The sequence below is a fragment of the Caulobacter sp. KR2-114 genome (assembly GCF_049446115.1).
In the GTDB taxonomy this organism is placed as follows: domain Bacteria; phylum Pseudomonadota; class Alphaproteobacteria; order Caulobacterales; family Caulobacteraceae; genus Acaudatibacter.
In genome coordinates this window covers 226,205-243,706 of record NZ_JBMSEC010000006.1, presented here as the reverse complement: position 1 = coordinate 243,706, position 17,502 = coordinate 226,205, and the positions used below count along the sequence as shown (strand labels likewise).

Below are 17,502 nucleotides of genomic sequence, written 5' to 3'. Positions count from 1 at the left end.
GGCCGTCCAAGTCTTGAGCTCAAAGGGAAGCTGAAATGGCGAGCATCAATCAGAAGCTGGAACGGGTCCGCAAGCCGCGTGTCCACATCAAGTACGAGGTCGAGACGGATGGCGCCCAGGTGGAGCGCGAGCTCCCCTTCGTCGTGGGGGTGATGGGGGATTTCTCCGGCAATCCCACCACGCCGCTGCGGCCGCTGAGCGAGCGCAAGTTCGTGCAGATCGACCGGGACAACTTCGATGACGTGATGGCGCGCATCGCGCCGGAGCTGAACATCAAGGTCGACAACACCCTGGCCGGCGACGACAGCCAGATGGCGGTGCAGCTGAAGTTCAAGTCGATGGCCGACTTCGAGCCGGGCTCGATCGTCAACCAGGTTCCGGCTCTGAAGTCGCTGCTGGAAACCCGCAACCAGCTGCGCGACCTGATGACCAAGGTCGATCGCTCGACCGACCTGGAAAACCTGCTGGAGCGCGTGCTGCAGAACAAGGAAGAGCTGCAGAAGCTGTCCGGTGAACTTGGTATCAACCTGCCCGAGGAGAAGGCCTGATGGCTGCCGAAACCGAAGTCGCGCCTCAGGCAGGCGCACAAGCCGCCACTGCTGAGCTCAGCCTGCTGGACCAGGCCATCTCGGCCACCAAGCAGACCGAGCCGGATCAGGCGCAGGCGCTGATCAAGACGCTCACCAACGAGGCGATGAAGGGCACCTTCACCTTCTCGAAGAACCTGACGATCTCGTTCAACCAGGCCATCGCCCTGCTGGACGAGCAGCTGTCCAAGCAGGTCGCCGCCATCCTGCACAACCCCGAGTTCACCAAGCTCGAGGGCTCCTGGCGCGGGCTGAACCACCTGGTGATGAACTCCGAGACCGGCACCCAGCTGAAGATCAAGGTCCTCAACATCTCCAAGAAGGAGCTGGCCAAGGACCTGGCCAAGGCGGTCGAGTTCGACCAGTCGGACACCTTCAAGCGCATCTACGAGAGCGAATTCGGCATCGCCGGCGGCGAGCCCTACGGCGCGCTGATCGGCGACTACGAGTTCACCAACCACCCCGAGGACCTCGACTGCCTGACCAGCATGTCGAACGTCGCGGCGGCCTCCTATGCCCCGTTCATCTCGGCCACCAACGCCAAGATGTTCGGCCTGTCGGACTTCCGTGAACTGAGCAAGCCGCGCGACCTGAAGAAGACTTTCTCGTCGCTGGAATACGCGCGCTGGCGCAGCTTCCGCGACACCGAGGACTCGGCGTTCGTCACCCTGACCATGCCCCGCGTCCTGGCGCGCGTGCCCTATGGCGAGATGACCAAGGCGATCGAGGAGTTCGCGTTCGAGGAGGCGCCCAAGGACGCCAAGGGCAACGAGAAGGCGCTCGAGCACGACGAGTACTGCTGGATGAACGCGGCCTATGTGCTGGGCACCCGCCTGACCGACGCCTTCGCGCAGTACGGCTGGTGCACCGCCATCCGCGGCGCCGAGGGCGGCGGCAAGGTCGAGAACCTGCCGATGCACACCTTCCGCAGCGACGACGGCGACGTCGACATGACCTGCCCCACCGAGATCGGCATCACCGACCGGCGGGAATTCGAACTGGCCGAATGCGGGTTCATGCCGCTGTCGCACTACAAGAACACCGACTACGCGGTGTTCTTCGGCGGCCAGACCGCGCAGAAGCCGAAGAAGTACGACCGGCCCGACGCCACGGCCAACGCCGCGATCTCGGCCCGCCTGCCCTACGTCATGGCGGTCTCGCGCTTCGCCCACTTCCTGAAGGTGATGGCGCGCGACAAGATCGGCTCCTTCATGGAAGTCGACGACTGCTCGCAATGGCTGAACCGCTGGATCATGAACTATGTGAACGCCAGCGATAACGCCAGCGCCGAGGCCAAGGCCCGCTATCCGCTGCGCGACGCGAAGATCGAGGTGAAGGAAATCCCGGGCAAGCCGGGCTCCTACAACGCCGTGGCCTACCTGCGTCCGTGGCTGCAGATGGAAGAGCTGACGGCCTCGATGCGGATGGTCGCGAAGATCCCGTCGAAGTCTTGACCGAGACCGGCTCGCCGGTTTCCGGGGGCGACCCGCCAGGGCCGCCCTCCGCCGCCCCCCTCGCGGCGACGCCCGGAGCCTCGGCTCCGGGCGCCGTCCGGTCGGCCCTGGCGGATCGCATCGGCGAGCTGACCCTGCCCACCGCCGACGGCGCCACGCCCGCTGACCGGCTGTGCCTGTTCGAGGCGCTGAAGAAGCGCTTCGGACCCGACTTCGAGGGCGCGCGGCTCGAGCGCGAGGCGCTCAGCGCCGCCATCGACCGCGAGATCGCCGCCATCGACCGGGCGCTGAGCGCCCAGGTCAACGCCATCCTGCACGCGCCGGCCCTGCAGGCGCTTGAGGCGCGCTGGCGCGGGCTGCGCTACATCACCGGCGTCGCCTACGACTGCGAACGCGCCAAGGTGCGCGTGCTGAGCGCCAGCTGGGGCGAGGTGGTGCGCGACCTGGAACGGGCCGCCGACTTCGACCAGAGCTCGCTGTTCCGCAAGGTCTACACCGAGGAATTCGGCATGCCCGGCGGCGAGCCGTACGGGCTGATGATCGCCGACTACGAGATCCGGCACCGGTCGAGCGCGCATCATCCCACCGACGACGTCGGCGCCCTGAAGGCGCTGTCGATGGTCGCCGCCGCCGCCTTCTGCCCGTTCATCATGGGCGTGGCGCCGCGCATGCTGCAGCTCGACAGCTTCCGCGAGCTGGGCCGGCCGCGGAACCTGCAGACCGTGTTCGCCCAGCCAGAGTACCAGCGCTGGCATTCGGTGCGCGACGGCGACGACATGCGGTTCATCGGCCTGACCCTGCCGCGCATCCTGATGCGCCGTCCCTACGCCGCCGACCCCACGCGCGTCGACGGCTTCTGCTTCCGCGAGGCGACGCACCCGCTGGGCGGCGAGGGGCATCTGTGGGGCGCCAGCGCCTTCGCCTTCGGCGCCGTGGTGCTGCGCGCCTTCGCCAGCAACGGCTGGTTCGCCGACCTGCGCGGGGCCCCGCGCGACGAGCTTCGCGGCGGCCTGGTGACCGACCTGACCGTGGCCGGCTTCGCCACCGACGCCCCCGGCGTCGCCACCAAGCCGTCGGTGGAATACCAGGTCTCCGAGGCGCAGGAGCGCGAGCTGGCGGACCTGGGCCTGATCGCCCTGCGCAAGAGCCCCTATACCGACTTCTCGGTGTTCTACGGCAACCCCTCGCTGCAGCGGCCGGCGCGCTACGACCGCGCCGAGGCCAACGTCAACGCCAAGCTCTCCAGCATGCTGCAGTACACCCTCTGCGTCTCCCGTTTCGCCCACTATATCAAGGTGTTGGGCCGCGACCGGGTGGGCTCGACGATGACCGCCGAGCAGTGCCAGGAGTTCCTCAACAAATGGCTGATCAACTACTGCGAAGGCTCCGACAGCGCCTCCAACGAGGTCAAGGCCCGCTACCCGCTGCGCGAGGGCCGGGTGGAAGTCCGCGAAACGCCTGGCAAGCCGGGCGCCTACTCCTGTACCGTCTTCCTGCGCCCGCACTACCAGCTGGACGACATCTCCACCGGCTTCAGGCTGATCACTGAACTCGCGCCGAAGCTCGCCGCCTGATCCACACTGGGGGAAACGCTGACCATGGCTGCCGACATCAAGGGCCTGCTGGACGCGGGGAAGCTGGACGAAGCGATCGAGGCGATGAACGCGGAGGTCCGCGCCAAGCCGACCGACGTCAACGCCCGCGCCGGCCTGGTGGAGCTGCTCTGCTACGCCGGCAACCTGGAGCGGGCCGACAAGCTGCTGGACGCCATCTCCAGCCTCGATCCGTCCACCGCGCTCGGCATCGCCCTCTATCGCCAGCTGGTCCGCGCCGAGCAGGCGCGCGGCCAGTTCTACCTGGACGGCCGGGTGCCGGAGTTCCTCAGCCAGCCGGACGCCGTCAGCCAGCTGGAGATGCGCGCCGCGGTGCTGATGCGCGATGGCGACGCCGCCGGCGCGCTGCAGCTGCTGGCCGAGCGCGACGCGCTGCACCCGCCCGTCACCGGCGAGGCGGACGGCGTGGCCTTCGACGACTTCCGCGACCTCGACGACCTCAACGCCACGCACCTGGAGGTGCTGACCGCGACCGGCAAGTACTACTGGGTGCCGCTCAGCATCGTCACCGCCATCGAGCTGCGCCCACCGGAGCGGCGGCGCGACCTGCTGTGGCGCCGGGCCAACCTGTGCGTCACCGAGGGCCCCGACGGCGAGGTCTACCTGCCGGCCATCTACTGGTCGGCCCAGGCGACCCCCGAACAGCGGCTGGGCCACACCACCGACTTCGAGGGCGGCGAGGATGCGCCGATCCGGGGGCTCGGCCTGCGCAGCTTCCTGGTCGGCGACGACAGCCGCACGCTGCTGGAGCTGGGCACGGTGAAGTTCGCCAACCCCGGCGCCTGACCTGGCCATGCCCGAGCCCCTGGTCAACCTGCTCCCCTCGCTGCTGGACCGGCTGATCGACGACGATCCCGACGCCCTGCAGGACGTGCAGCGCACGCGCAGCCAGCAGCTGTTCGCGCTGCGCAACGCCGTGCGCCGGGACCTGGAGGCGCTGCTCAACAGTCACTGCCGCTGCCTGTCGCCGGCGCCGGAACTGACCGAGCTGAAGCAGTCGGTGATCGAGTACGGGGTGCGCGACTTCCTGGCGGAGTACGCCGGCGGGCTGGAGTTCCGGGAGTCCTTCCGCACCGCCCTGCAGGAGACGATCCGCCGCTTCGAACCGCGCTTCATCCGCGTACAGGTGACCCTGCGCGACGAGGGCGACCGGCTGGACCGCACGCTGCGCTTCCGCATCGACGCCCTGATGTACGCCGAGCCGGCGCCGGAGCCGGTGAGCTTCGATTCCACCCTCGACCCCTCCAGCCAGACCTTTTCGGTGACCGGCTTCTCAGATGGCTGACGATCTTCTGTCCTACTACAACCGCGAGCTCTCCTACCTGCGCAAGCAGGGCGGCGAGTTCGCCCAGCAGCATCCCAAGGTGGCCGGCCGCCTGCGGATGAGCGGCGACGTGATCGAGGACCCCCACGTCTCGCGCCTGCTGGAAGGGACCGCCTTCCTCAACGCCCGCATCCGGCGCAAGCTCGACGACGAGTTTCCGGAACTCACCGACGGCCTGCTGGGCCACCTCTATCCCCACTACCTGGCGCCGATCCCGTCGATGGCGATCGTGCAGCTGCAGCCCAGCCCCGATCTTACCGAGCCGCGTATCGTGCCCCGCGGCGAGACCTTGCTCAGCGAGCCCGTGGCAGGCGAGCGTTGCAGTTTCCGCACGACCCAGGCCGTGGAGGTCGCGCCGCTGGAGGTCGCCGGCGCCGCCCTCTCCGGCCGTCCGCTGGTCGGGCCCCTGTCGCCGAAGGGCTGCGTGGGCGTGCTGCGCCTGACCCTGCGCACCACCAACAAGGACGCCAGCTTCGCCAAGTCGGCGCCCGACCGGCTGCGCTTCTTCCTCAAGGGCTCGCCGTCCGAAGCGCTGCAGCTGTACGAACTGCTGCTCAACAACACCGGCGCCGTGGCGCTGGCCGAGAACCGCGACGACGCCGAGCCGCTGGTGCTGGCCGCCGACGCCATCCAGCCCGGCGGCTTTGCGGCCGACGAGGCGATGATCCCGCACTCGCCGCGCTCGGCCCCGGGCTATCGGCTGCTGACCGAGTACTTCGCCTTCCCGGAGAAGTTCCTGTTCTTCGACGTCTGCGGCCTGGCGCCGAAGCTGCGCCGCCTGAAGGGCCGCTCGCTGGACATCTTCGTCTACGTCACCCGCTCGGCGCTGGAGCTGGAGCTGGGCGCCACCAAGGACTCCTTCGCCCTCGGCTGCACGCCGGTGATCAACCTGTTCGAACACCGCTGCGACCCGATCACCATCACCGGCCAATCGGGCGAGTACCAGATCACCCCCGACAGCCGCCGGCCCGGCGCCCTGGAGGTCTATTCGGTCGACAAGGTGACGGTCAGCTCGCCGGACGGTGACACGCGTTCGGTGCGGCCGATCTTCGGCCTGACCCACGCCGGGGCGATGCGCAAGGAAACCTGGTTCTGGCACGCCGCCCAGCGCGAGGCGCAGTTCGGCGAGACCGCGCGCGAGACCTTCCTCAGCTTCGTCGACCTGGACGGCAACCCCGCTCAGGCCGCCGACTGGGTGGCGTCGGTGGAGACCACCTGCAGCAATCGCGACCTGGCCGGCAAGCTGCCGTTCGGCGGCGGCCATCCGCACATGCGCCTGGCGCGCGAGGCGGCCGGCGTCGGCGCGATCAGCTGCCTGACCGCGCCCACCGCGCCGATCCGGCTGAGCAATAGGCGCGAGAACATCTGGCGGCTGATCTCGCATCTGCTGCTGAACCACCTGTCGCTGGTGGACGGCGCCTACGGCCCCGAGGCCCTGCGCGAGATCCTGCTGCTGTACGACCTGCGCGGCGCCCCGGAGACCCGGGCGATGATCGACAGCCTGATCGGCGTGGAGGCCCGGCGCAGCACGGCGCGGGCGCCGAACCGCGACATGGGGGTCCTGTGCCGCGGCGTGGACGTGACCCTGCAGTTCGACGAGCAGCCCACCTCGGGCGCGGGTGTCTTCCTGCTGGCCGCGGTGCTCGAGCGCTTCCTGGCGCACTATGTTTCCATCAACACGTTCACGCGGCTGACCGCGAGGGTCAAAGGCCGCGCCGGAGTGCTTCGCACATGGCCACCGAGAGCCGGGGACCTGACGCTTCTCTGATCGAAGCGCTGGAGACCTCTCCCGAGCGCTTCGAGCTGGTCCAGGCGGTGCGCATCCTGGAGCGGGCGGCCGCCCTGGCGGGCGGGGCCGGCAGCGGGCGCGTCGGCGGCGACGCCGATCCGCGCGACGAGGCGGTGCGCCTGCGCGCGGCGCCGGACCTGGGCTTCCCGGCCGCGGAGCTGGCCGGCTACGAGGCGGGCGAGGGCCGGCCGGCCCTGTCGGTGACGGCCCTGGGGCTCAACGGCCCCAGCGGCGTGCTGCCCTACTACTATTCCGAGATGGTGCTGGAGGCGCAGCGGGGTCGCAACGGCGCCATGCGCGACTTCCTCGACATCTTCAATCACCGTTCCCTGTCGCTGTTCGTGCGCGCGGCCGAGAAGTACCGCATCGCCCAGGGCTTCGAGCGGTGCGGCGGGTCGGCCGAGGATCCGATCAGCGGGGTGCTCTACGCCCTGGTTGGGCTGGGCGAGCCATCGCTGCGCGGCCGACTGGCGGCGCCGGACAACGCGATCGCCTACTACGCCGGCCTCTACGCCCACCAGCCGCGCACCTCCGAAGGGCTGGCGCAGATCCTCAGCGACTACTTCGAGCAGCCCGCCGTCGTGCATCAGTTCAAGGGCTCGTGGGGCTTTCTGCCGCCGCAGGAGCAGACCCGGCTGACCTCTGGACCGACGGCCGGCGCCTTCTCCCAGCTGGGCGTGGACAGCGTCTGCGGCTCGCGCGTGTTCGACGTGCAGAGCGCCTTTCGCATCAGCCTGGGGCCGATGTCCTACGAGGCGTTCATGGCCTTCCTGCCCGGCTCGCCGCAGATGGCGGCGCTGAACGCCCTGACCCGCGTCTACGTTGGGCCGGCGCTGGTGTTCGACGTGCAGCTGATCCTGGCGGCCGACGAGATCCCGCCCCTGTCGCTGGCGCGGGACGTCGCCGGCGGCGCCAGGCTGGGCTGGAACACCTGGCTGCCTACTTCCGGCGCCCGCGAGGACGCCGCCGACGCCGTGTTCGACGGAGAAGCGGCCTAGGCTCGGGTAGATATAAGCGCTGGAAATCGGCCCAGGCGGCCAAGGGGATCACATGCAGGGCTGGGGCGGCGGCTACGTCACCGACATCGAGTACGACGACGGCTTCTATGCCGGTCAGGCGCCCCTGCGCCTGAGCCTGGCCAGCGCCATCAACGGCGTCGAGCCGCCCGAGCTGGGGGGCGCCTTCGCCTACTGCGAGCTGGGCTGCGGCCGCGGCTCCACCAGCCTGGTGCTGGCCGCCTGCTATCCGGACGCCGAGTTCCACGCCGTGGACTTCAATCCGGCGCACATCGCCAGCGCCCGGTCCCGGGCCCGGGCCGCGGGCCTGCGCAACATCACCTTCCACGAGCTGAGCTTCGAGGACCTGACCGGCCCCGGCGCACCGCCGCTGCCGCAGTTCGACATCGTCACCATGCACGGCGTGTGGAGCTGGGTGTCGCCGCAGCTGCAGTCGGCGATCGTCGCCTTCCTGGGCCAGCGCCTGCAGCCGGGCGGGCTGGTCTACGTCAGCTACAACGCCATGCCCGGCTGGAGCGACTCCGCCCCCCTGCAGCGGCTGGTCAAGGAGCTGGCCGGCGAGGTGTCGGCCCGCAGCGACGTCGCCGCCGAACAGGCCGTGCGCATGACCCTGCGGCTCGCCGAGCTGAAGGGCATTCCCGAGCGGATGCAGGAGTCGCTGTCGCGCATCGCCGGGGTGCTGAAGGACGGGCACCGCACCTATCTGGCGCATGAGCACCTGAACGAACACGCCCGCCCGCTCTACCACCTGGACGTGGCCCGCGCCTTCGACCAGGCCAAGCTGAGCTATGCCGGATCCACCGACATCATCCGCAACTTCCACAACATGGTGGTGACGGCCGAGCAGCAGAACCTGCTGGCCTCGATCGCCTCGCCGGACCTGCGCGAGACGGTGAAGGACTTCTGCGCCGACACCCGCTTCAGGACCGACGCCTATGTCCGGGGCCTGCGGCGGATGACGGCCGAGCGTCGCCAGCAGCTGCTGTCCGGCCTGCGCCTGACCCTGCTGCGCCACCCGCCCGAAGCCTTCCACCTGAACCTGCCCGACGGCTCGGCCTGGCGGCCGGAACCGGCGGTCTACCTGCCGGTCCTGAATGCGCTGAAGACCCGGCCGCATCGCATCGCCGAGCTGCTCAGCCTGCCGGAGCTGCCGGCCGAGCACGCGGTCAACGCCACCGAGCTGATCGGCATCCTCTGCGGGGCGAACCTGGCGGCGATCTACACGCCCCCGTCGACCGCCGCGCTGGAGGCGAGCGCCCGGCTCAACGCCACGATCCTGGCCGAGCCGACCGAGCGCCGGGCGATCCTCGCCGTCCCCGGCCTGGGCGGCGCCCTGGCGCTGGCGCCCGTCGACCTGGCGCTGTACGGCGACCTGCAGCGGGGCGTCACGCCGGACCCCGAGGACCTGGCCCGTCGCTTCATCGCGCTGTGCCGCCAGGGCGGCGGCCACCCGGTGATCGACGGCCGTTCGATCGAGGACGAGGCCGAGGCGATGGCCCTGGTCAGCGCCGACTACGCCGAACGCATCGCCCACGTCGCGCCGATCTGGAAGATGATGCAGATGGTCTAGGCGGACAGGGGGCCGGCCCGCGAGGCCGCTGCCCGGGCGCGAGAAGACCGTCGCAAGTCTCTGACTTTAAAGCGTGCCCAACGCTCGCGTCCGCTGCTGCGCGAGTCAAAATGTATCACCTTCCAATGACGAGTTCAGATGGAGTGCAAGCAAAGCTGTGACATGATCTTCAGCCTGTAATCCAGCGGAGCCGGCGGATGATCCCGTTCAAGAAGTTCAAGGACGAGGAGGAACCCTCGGCCGAGGAACAGGCGGAGGATGACAACTATCGCGATGCGCTGAACGCCTCTTCATCCTCCTCCAGCCCCAGCAGCGCATCGCCGGCCTCCAGCGAGAGCACGCCGCTGCTGCCTCAGGTCAACACCAGCATGACCGGCGCCCAGGCCGCCAACCGGATGCTCACAGGGGTCAATGTCATCACCGGGATCGCCACCCACCTGGTGCCCTTCCCCACCGGCGTAGGCCCCGCGATGACCGTGGCCAACATCGCTCTCAACGCCATGAACGGGCCGGAACTGGCCTGGCGGATCAGACGGTTGACGGCGCTGGAGTCGCTGTCCACCAACGAGGCGGCCAAGGCCTGCATGAACTACGCGATCACCCGGCTGCGGGCGCGCCAGACGAACGCGCGTGCGGCCATGATCCCGGGGCTCGGCGCGATCAATGCCGTCCAGCGCGGCGTCAACAAGGTGCACAAGAAGCAGAACAAGACGCTGGGCGTGCAACGGCGCACCTATGCGCTGGAGATCTACGAGGGCTTCGTCGCCGGCGACGCCGACTACGAAGGCATCATCGAGATCATCTGCACGAACGAGGAGAAGCAGCGCCTGCGCGATCGCGGCCAGAACGGCGAATTGATCGTTGCCTACGCCCTCAGCGCGGCCCGGACCTTCTAGCCGCCAGCCGCCCCCTCAGTTGATCATGGTGATGCCACCCTTCAGGGTGAGGATCGCGTCGGCCTTGACCGTGGTCAGGATCGAATTGACGTCCACGGACACGTCGCCGTCGATCTTGATCATCATGCCTTTGATGGTCACGCCCATCTGGTCGATCTTGATGCTGCTGCCGCCCACCGTGAGGGTGATCGACTGCATGGCGGTGGTGGAGGCCGCGCCCATGTCCAGGTTCAGGTCGTGGTTGCCCATGTCGAGCTGGGTCTTCGAGTTGCCCATGCTCAGGGTGTAGGACGCATTCCCCTGGTCGATCTTCTCGGTCAGGTTGCCCTGCTGGATGTCGATGCTGCGGTTGCCGGTCTCGACGATCAGGGTGTCGTCGTGATGCACGACCCGTTTGAAGTCCTTCTGGGCGTGGATGTAGATCTCTTCCGAGCCCGCCTTGTCCTCGAAGCGGATCTCGTTGCTGACGTCCGGCGTGCCGGCGTCGCCCCAGTTGGCGCCCCGCCAGCCGCTCTGGGTCTTGTTGGCCGGCACGTCGAAGGGCGGCTTGTTCTTGCCGTTGTAGACCATGCCGACAATGATCGGGTGGTCAGGGTCGCCGTTAAGGAACTCGACCACCACCTCGCTGTCGATGCGCGCGAAGAACTGCACCCCCATCTTGTTGTAGGCCCAGTTCTGCGCCACCCGCGCCCAGCGCGAGGTGTCGTCCTCGTCCCAGTGGAACTTGACCTTGCAGCGGCCGTGCTCGTCGGGCGTGTCGGTGACCGTCGCGGTCTGCGGGCCGCCGATATAGGGGCGCGGCGTGTCCCGCGGCGGGCGATAGGGAAAGTCCGCCGGGATGCTGACGAAGTCGTTGGTGTAGTCGGTGCCGCCCTCGAACGGCAGCTGCGAAAAGTCCCGGGCGTGGTGGACCACCCGCGTGGTCACGAAGCTGCCGGCGGTCTGGCCCGTGGCCGGCAGGTCGATGGCGTGGCCCGGGACCTGATGCCGGGTCCCGGTGGCCAGGCGGCAGTCGATGCTGACGCCCTCGACCCAGACCAGGCTGGCCTCTTCGGCCTCCATCCGCGCCGTCGCCAGGCGCGAGCCCTCGCCGTCGGTCTCATGCCGTCCGGGGTATTCCGAGACCTGCCGCGCGCTCAGCGCCGGCGGCTGCGCCTTGGCCAGGCCGTTGACCTGGGCGCCCATCACCGCGACCTCCTTGAAGTCCCAGGCGCCGTGCCGGAACGCCGAGGAGCCGACGCGGTAGCGCGGCTGCCAGGACAGCAGGTTCTCTTCCGCCACCAGCATGCCCGGATTGCCGCCGGCATAGTCGGCGGCGCCGTTGCCGACGATCAGGTCGCAGGTCGGCGACTCATGGTCGAAGCGGTAGAACAGCCCTTCATCCTCCCACAGCCGCGAGACCAGGGTGAAGTCGCTCTCGCCGTACTGCACCCAGTATTCCCGCTGGTCGCCGACGGCCTTGGGCTTGAAGCTGATCCCCCCCTCGGACAGCACCTGTTCGATCACCTGGTGCGAGGCCTTGTCGTGGAAGATGCGATAGCGCCGGTTGAGGGTCATCAACCACGCCGGCGGCACCAGCTCGACCACATGCAGGTGGTACCCGCGCACGGACGTGCGCAGCACCTCGAAGCGGCTGACGATGCCGTGGAACTTGCGCACCTCGTCGCGCACGCGCAGGGCGATGCCGAGCTTCTGGCCGAGGATTTCGCTGGGCTTCAGCGGCCGCCCCTGGCTGACGATTTCCAGCCGGAAGCGCGACAGGCTGGACAGCGCCTCCTCGCCCTCGAACGAGACGACGATGATCTTTTTCACGCCGGGCGCAAAGACTTCAACCGAGATCAGCCGCTCGGTCTGATCGAGCAGGAAGTCCTCTAGAGTGTCCACGGGCCCGCACTCTCAAAATGGCGATGACCGGGCGACGACGCCGCCCGGCCACCAGCATCAAACCCTCGACTGGCAGGCGGCGGCGGCGAGGCCGCGGGCCGCCCGCCGCAGGACGTCAGAACGGCTTGCCAGCGGCGAGGTCGTAGCCCTTCACCGTCGGGGTGCCATTGGCGTTGTCGCCTTCGAAGTCGGTGAACTTCTCGGTGATCTTGGTGAAGTTGAGCGAGATCGACTCCGTCGGCATGTCGCCGCCCGAGCTGATCGAATAGCCCGAGATCAGGCAGTTCTCGAGTTCGTAGTGCAGGTAGGTGACGTTGCCGCCGCCGCCGGTGGCGGTCTTGACGAAGTCGATCTCGAACTTCTTGCCCTTGGCGTCGGCCACGGCCAGGTCGAACAGGTTGATCGACGCCTTGTCCATGCCGTGGGACACGGTGATCTCGGAGATCGACGGCAGGCTGGCTTCGCGGTTGGCGGCGTTGCCGACCGGCGTGGAGATGCCCCGCCCGACGCCCCATTGGAAGCTGTTCAGCTCAATCCACTTCTTGTGCGCATCCTCGGTGACGGTGCCGTCGACACCATCGATCTTCAGATAAATCGCCACGAGTCTCTCCTGTCGTTGTCGTTCGAATTCGAAGGCGCGGGGATGGGCGCGCGTCCCGCGCGGCGCCCGGCCCCCGATCGGCCCCAACCGCTGCCGGTTGGGGAGCCGATCACGCCGAAATCACTGGCCTGATGGACTCTCTGCTCGTCGCCCCGCGCGCGCTGACGCGCTTAGAGATCACTCCAGACGGTAAGAAATAACGCCGTTATTGTCTAGCGACATTCCCACCGAGCGCACGCTCTGCCCCTGGGCCATGCGCTCGAGGAAGCGCTCGGAAATCTCCGGCAGCACCCCGCGCGAAAGCATGTTCTCGATGGCCCGCGCGCCGCTCTCGGCCACCTGGCTGCCGGCCACGACGTGGTCCACCAGTTCCGGCGGATACGAGAAGGTGGCGCCGTAGTTCTCCAGGATGCGCTCGCCGATCCGGCCCAGCTGCAGCTCGACGATCTTGCGCAGGGTCTCGTCGCTCAGCGGGAAGTACGGAACGATCGTCACCCGTCCCAGGAACGCCGGCTTGAAGATCTTCAAGAGCTCCGGGCGCAGCGCCTCCAGCAGCCCGGCCTCGTCGGGCATGGTCTCCGGATCGGCGCACAGCTTGGCGATGGTGTCGGTGCCGGCGTTGGAGGTCATGATGATCAGGGAGTTCTTGAAGTCGATGTCGCGGCCCTCGCCGTCGCGCAGCTGCCCCTTGTCGAACACCTGGTAGAAGACGTCCTGCACGCCCGGGTGGGCCTTCTCCATCTCGTCGAGCAGCACCACGCTGTAGGGCCGCCGCCGCACCGCCTCGGTCAGCACGCCGCCCTCGCCGAAGCCGACATAGCCGGGCGGGGAGCCGAGCAGCATCGAGACCTTATGCTCCTCCTTGAACTCCGACATGTTGATGACCGTCAGGTTCTGTCCGCCGCCGTACAGCAGCTCGGCCAGGGTCAGCGCGGTCTCGGTCTTGCCCACGCCGCTGGTGCCCACCATCAGGAACACGCCGGTGGGCTTGCGCGGATCGGTCAGCTTCGCACGCGAGGTGCGCATGGCCATGGCGATGGCTTCCAGCGCGTGGTCCTGGCCGATGATGCGCTTGCCCATCAGCGGCTTGAGGTCCAGCACCGTCTGGATCTCGTTGGCCACCATCCGGCCCAGCGGAATGCCGGTCCAGTTGGCGATCACCTCGGCCACCGCCTGGCCGTCGACGCTGACCTGCATCAGCGGCCGCTCGCCCTGCAGGGCGGCCAGCTCGGCCTGGGCGGCCTTGTAGCGCTCGCGCAGCGCCGCGGGGTCTTCCGCCGGCGGCGTCTCGCCGGCCGCCGCGTCCCCAGCGGGCGGAGCGGCTTCGGTCGCGGCGGCCGGGTCGCCGGCAGGCTTGTCGCCCGCGCCCTGGCCCGCGGCGGCCTCCAGCGCGTCGCGCATCTTTCGCAGATCGGCGACCAGGATCTTTTCCCGCGCCCAGCGCTGTTCCAGATCGGCCAGCTCGGCCTCGGCCGCGGCCTTGTCCTTGGCGGCCTTGTCCAGCGCCTCGGCATGGTCGACGCCGGTGGTCGCCTCGCGCTCCAGGATGCCGATGCCGGTGGTCAGCAGTTCGATGCGGCGGCGGCAGTCCTCGATCGGACCCGGCGTCGCCGCCTGGCTCATCGCCACCCGCGCGCAGGCCGTGTCGAGCACGCTGATGCTCTTGTCGGGCAGCTGGCGGGCGGGGATGTAGCGCATCGACAGGCGGACGGATTCCACCACCGCCTCATCCAGGATGCGCACCTTGTGGTGCTCCTCCAGCGTCTTGACCATGCCGCGCATCATGGCGACGGCGTTGTCGAGGCCGGGCTCCTCCACCACCACCGGCTGGAAGCGCCGGGCCAGCGCCGCGTCGCGCTCGAAGTACTTCTTGTATTCGGCCCAGGTCGTCGCCGCGACGGTGCGCAGCTCGCCGCGCGCCAGCGCCGGCTTGAGCAGGTTCGCCGCGTCGCCCTGGCCGGCCGCGCCGCCCGCGCCCACCAGGGTGTGCGCCTCGTCGATGAACAGGATGATCGGGACCGGCGAGTTGCGCACCTCCTCGATCACCGACTTCAGCCGGTTCTCGAACTCGCCCTTCATCCCCGCCCCCGCCTGCAGCAGGCTCAGGTCCAGGGTGCGCAGCACCACGTTCTGCATCGAGGGCGGCACGTCGCCGGCGGCGATGCGCAGGGCGAAGCCCTCGGCCACCGCGGTCTTGCCCACCCCCGGTTCGCCGGTGAGGATCGGGTTGTTCTGCCGGCGGCGGGTCAGGATGTCGATCACCTGGCGGATCTCGGCGTCGCGGCCGAGCACGGGATCGATCTTGCCGGCCTTGGCCCGGGCGGTCAGATCGATGGTGTACTGGTCCAGCGCGCCGCCGGCCATGCGCGCCTGAGCGCCGGCCTCCGCCTCCGGGACCTGGCCCGAACCGGCCGCGTCCTCGCTGGTCCCCTGGGTCAGGTTGGCGAGCTCGTTGCGCAGCGCCTCGGCCGGGACCTTGGCGAACTCGGCCGACGCCTCGCGCGCCACCGCGGCCAGGCCGTCGTCGTTCAGCAGGGCGGCAAGCAGGTGGCCGGAGCGGATCTTGCTGGCGCCGCCGCCCAGCGAGGCCAGGATCCAGGCCTCGCGCACCAGGGTCACCACCTGCGGCGCCAGGGCTGGCGGGCGGCTGTTGCCGGTCTTCAGCCGGTCGAGCACCTTGTTCAGCCCGGCCCCGAGCGCGCCGAGGTCGACGCCGTAATGGGTCAGGCAGGTCTGGAAATCGCCGCCCGGAATGTCGAGCAGCTTGAGCAGATAGTGCTCGATCTCGACGTTGTAGTGGGTGCGCGACAGCGTCATCCCCGCCGCGGCTTCGAGGGCCTGCCGGCATGGGTCATTGAGCTTCGCGACGAGAGAACGCAGATCGATCCCAGCCAAGTCAGACTCCCTTGCCTTCAGGTTCGGGCGTCCCTGGCGACGGTGGCGCAGGGAGGGTTCCCGATGGCTTCTCAGCAGGGACTTGCGCCATGATGGCGCGCCCTCCCCGTAGGCTCATCATGGCCGTCCGGGGGGCCGGCGCCAAGCCATCCGCGTAACATCGTCAGGTGAATCTCGCCCGCGCGGGGGCGACCGCGGCGCGGCGAGCGCTTTGCCACGCAAGCGCTTACTCGTGTAAGGATTCCCTCATCGTATGGCGGCAGAGAGGGACCCCTGTCGCCCTCGTGTCCGACAGCGGAGTCAAGGGGCCGGATGGCGCTCAAGCTGGTCATCACCAACGTGCCGAAGCTGGACAACGGTGTCTCCACGACGCTGGCGCTGGACCGCAGCGGCGCGCTGATCGGACGCTCGGCCACGGCGGACTGGAGCCTGCCCGATCCGCACAGCTACATCTCATCGACCCATTGCGAGATCGAGTATCGCGACCAGGGCTATGTGCTGGTCGACCGCAGCCTCAACGGCACCCTGATCAACGGCGGCCCCGACCGGATGGCCGGCCCGCACCGGATCGCCCATGGCGACGTGATCTCCGTCGGCCACTACGAGATCTCCTGCCAGTTCGACGGCGCCGAGCGTCCCGCCGGCGCCGAGGCCCCGGCGGCCGTTGCGGGCGCGGCGACGCCCGCCGGCGCCTGGAGCGGCTGGGACCGGCCGCAGCCCGTGGCCGATGCCGGCTGGGCCGCCCGCCCCGCCGGCGGCGGTTCCGCCGCCGCGCCCGGGGCTTCGGTCTGGAGCGCGCCGCCGCCGGACCCGGGACCGCGCGCCTCGCCCTGGTCGAGCCCGGTCGCCAGCCCCGCGCCGGGCGCCAGCGGCGCGACCGGCAACATCTGGGAGCAGCTGGCCGCCAGCAACGTGGTCGACTGGGCGCGCGGCGGCTTCGGCGCCGACCGGCGCACGGTCCCGACGCTGGAGGTCAATCCCGGCGCGGCCCCGGGCGCCGGCGCGGCCCGCGACCCGTTCGGCCTCGACGCCGGCCCTGCGACGCCCGCCCCGCTGCCGTCGCCGCCCGTCACCCCGGTGTTTCCCGCCCAGAAGCTGGCGCCGTCGCCCGGCTGGGGCTCGCCCGCCGCCGCCGATCCCGCGGCGTTGCCGCAGGTTGCGCCGCCCGCGCCGATCACCCCGCCGCCGGCCACGCCCGCGCAGGCGTTCCCCCCGGCCCCACCGCCAGCCGCCGCCCCACCGCCCCGGGCCGCCCCGCCGCCGCCGCCGATGGCCGCGTCGTCAGACCTGTGGAACGCCTTCGCCGCGGCGTGCGGCCTGCAGCCGGGCGATGTCACCACCCCGCCCGAGGCGGCGATGCAGCAGGCCGGCGACATGCTGCGCCAGATGATCGCCGGCCTCGTGGTGCTGCTCGAGGCGCGCGCCCGGGCCAAGGCGCAGCTGGGCGCCCAGGGCACGGCGCTGGAATTCGACGGCAACAACCCGCTGAAGTTCGCCCGCTCGCCCGAACGCGCCATCGCCCAGATGCTCAACCCGCCGGAACGCGGCTTCATGCCCGCCGGCCGGGCCGTCGAGGACGCCTTCAAGGACCTGCAGGCGCACCAGATGGCGACGCTGGCGGCGATGCAGGGGGCCCTGGCCGCCACGCTCGATCGCTTCTCGCCGGAAGCGATCCGCGCGCGGGCGGAATCGCACGGCATCCTCGCCAAGGTGCTGCCGACGGCCCGCGAGGCCGAGCTCTGGAAGGCCTACGAGCGCGAGTTCGAGGGCGTGTCGCGCGGCTCGGACGAAGCCTTCATGGACGTGTTCGCCAAGGAGTTCCGCGCCGCCTACGAGCGCGCCGCCGCCGAGCTGAAGACCCGGCGCTGAGGCC

General features: G+C 69.6%; 13 protein-coding genes. 10 read left to right on the top strand and 3 right to left on the bottom strand.

Annotated elements, in window-relative coordinates; translation table 11 throughout:
* Positions 1-35: 35 nt before the first annotated feature.
* From tssB to ACO2Q3_RS20805, 9 genes are all read left to right on the top strand, one after another.
* On the top strand, positions 36-548 hold the full coding sequence (tssB, locus tag ACO2Q3_RS20845) for a type VI secretion system contractile sheath small subunit (protein ID WP_423310079.1): 513 nt from the start codon (positions 36-38) through the stop codon (positions 546-548).
* Positions 548-2,041, top strand: a complete 1,494-nt coding sequence (gene tssC / locus ACO2Q3_RS20840) for a type VI secretion system contractile sheath large subunit (protein WP_423310077.1) — start codon at positions 548-550, stop codon at positions 2,039-2,041. The genes tssB and tssC (ACO2Q3_RS20840) overlap by 1 nt, the downstream gene beginning before the upstream one ends.
* On the top strand, positions 2,038-3,615 hold the full coding sequence (gene tssC, locus ACO2Q3_RS20835; protein WP_423310075.1) for a type VI secretion system contractile sheath large subunit: 1,578 nt from the start codon (positions 2,038-2,040) through the stop codon (positions 3,613-3,615). The genes tssC (ACO2Q3_RS20840) and tssC (ACO2Q3_RS20835) overlap by 4 nt, the downstream gene beginning before the upstream one ends.
* A gap of 24 nt (positions 3,616-3,639) precedes the next feature.
* Positions 3,640-4,440: a type VI secretion system accessory protein TagJ gene (locus ACO2Q3_RS20830; RefSeq protein ID WP_423310073.1), complete on the top strand. Its 801-nt coding sequence runs from the start codon at positions 3,640-3,642 to the stop codon at positions 4,438-4,440.
* A 7-nt stretch (positions 4,441-4,447) separates the two neighbouring features.
* Positions 4,448-4,939 (top strand): type VI secretion system baseplate subunit TssE, encoded by a 492-nt coding sequence (gene tssE, locus ACO2Q3_RS20825; RefSeq protein WP_423310071.1) that lies wholly within the window; start codon positions 4,448-4,450, stop codon positions 4,937-4,939.
* Positions 4,932-6,746 (top strand): type VI secretion system baseplate subunit TssF, encoded by a 1,815-nt coding sequence (tssF, locus tag ACO2Q3_RS20820; RefSeq protein ID WP_423310069.1) that lies wholly within the window; start codon positions 4,932-4,934, stop codon positions 6,744-6,746. Before tssE ends, tssF begins: the two co-directional genes overlap by 8 nt.
* Complete coding sequence (gene tssG / locus ACO2Q3_RS20815) at positions 6,710-7,765, top strand: type VI secretion system baseplate subunit TssG (RefSeq protein WP_423310067.1); 1,056 nt, start codon at positions 6,710-6,712, stop codon at positions 7,763-7,765. The genes tssF and tssG overlap by 37 nt, the downstream gene beginning before the upstream one ends.
* A 52-nt stretch (positions 7,766-7,817) precedes the next feature.
* Positions 7,818-9,353 carry a class I SAM-dependent methyltransferase gene (locus ACO2Q3_RS20810; RefSeq protein WP_423310065.1) on the top strand — a complete coding sequence of 512 codons (1,536 nt, stop codon included), beginning with the start codon at positions 7,818-7,820 and terminating at the stop codon, positions 9,351-9,353.
* A 197-nt stretch (positions 9,354-9,550) separates the two neighbouring features.
* On the top strand, positions 9,551-10,249 hold the full coding sequence (locus ACO2Q3_RS20805; RefSeq protein ID WP_423310063.1) for a hypothetical protein: 699 nt from the start codon (positions 9,551-9,553) through the stop codon (positions 10,247-10,249).
* Between the two features lie 15 nt (positions 10,250-10,264).
* Here the strand turns inward: ACO2Q3_RS20805 and ACO2Q3_RS20800 are convergent, their stop codons facing one another.
* The 3 genes from ACO2Q3_RS20800 to tssH all read right to left on the bottom strand — a co-directional run bounded on the left by ACO2Q3_RS20800 (position 10,265) and on the right by tssH (position 15,629).
* Positions 10,265-12,133 carry a type VI secretion system Vgr family protein gene (locus ACO2Q3_RS20800; protein WP_423310061.1) on the bottom strand — a complete coding sequence of 623 codons (1,869 nt, stop codon included), beginning with the start codon at positions 12,131-12,133 and terminating at the stop codon, positions 10,265-10,267.
* Between the two features lie 115 nt (positions 12,134-12,248).
* The gene (locus ACO2Q3_RS20795) at positions 12,249-12,734 is read right to left on the bottom strand and encodes an Hcp family type VI secretion system effector (RefSeq protein WP_423310059.1); all 486 of its coding nucleotides are present in this window, start codon (positions 12,732-12,734) and stop codon (positions 12,249-12,251) included.
* Positions 12,735-12,911: 177 nt separating this feature from the next.
* Complete coding sequence (gene tssH / locus ACO2Q3_RS20790; RefSeq protein ID WP_423310057.1) at positions 12,912-15,629, bottom strand: type VI secretion system ATPase TssH; 2,718 nt, start codon at positions 15,627-15,629, stop codon at positions 12,912-12,914.
* Between the two features lie 312 nt (positions 15,630-15,941).
* Here tssH and tagH point away from each other — a divergent pair, with 312 nt between their 5' ends.
* Positions 15,942-17,498 carry a type VI secretion system-associated FHA domain protein TagH gene (tagH, locus tag ACO2Q3_RS20785; RefSeq protein WP_423310055.1) on the top strand — a complete coding sequence of 519 codons (1,557 nt, stop codon included), beginning with the start codon at positions 15,942-15,944 and terminating at the stop codon, positions 17,496-17,498.
* Positions 17,499-17,502: the final 4 nt, after the last annotated feature.

Coding starts and splice junctions, on each gene's coding strand:
- tssB (WP_423310079.1), top strand. CDS start 36: ATGGCGAGCATCAATCAGAAGCTGGAACGGGTCCGCAAGCCGCGTGTC.
- tssC (WP_423310077.1), top strand. CDS start 548: ATGGCTGCCGAAACCGAAGTCGCGCCTCAGGCAGGCGCACAAGCCGCC.
- ACO2Q3_RS20830 (WP_423310073.1), top strand. CDS start 3,640: ATGGCTGCCGACATCAAGGGCCTGCTGGACGCGGGGAAGCTGGACGAA.
- tssE (WP_423310071.1), top strand. CDS start 4,448: ATGCCCGAGCCCCTGGTCAACCTGCTCCCCTCGCTGCTGGACCGGCTG.
- tssF (WP_423310069.1), top strand. CDS start 4,932: ATGGCTGACGATCTTCTGTCCTACTACAACCGCGAGCTCTCCTACCTG.
- tssG (WP_423310067.1), top strand. CDS start 6,710: ATGGCCACCGAGAGCCGGGGACCTGACGCTTCTCTGATCGAAGCGCTG.
- ACO2Q3_RS20810 (WP_423310065.1), top strand. CDS start 7,818: ATGCAGGGCTGGGGCGGCGGCTACGTCACCGACATCGAGTACGACGAC.
- ACO2Q3_RS20805 (WP_423310063.1), top strand. CDS start 9,551: ATGATCCCGTTCAAGAAGTTCAAGGACGAGGAGGAACCCTCGGCCGAG.
- tagH (WP_423310055.1), top strand. CDS start 15,942: ATGGCGCTCAAGCTGGTCATCACCAACGTGCCGAAGCTGGACAACGGT.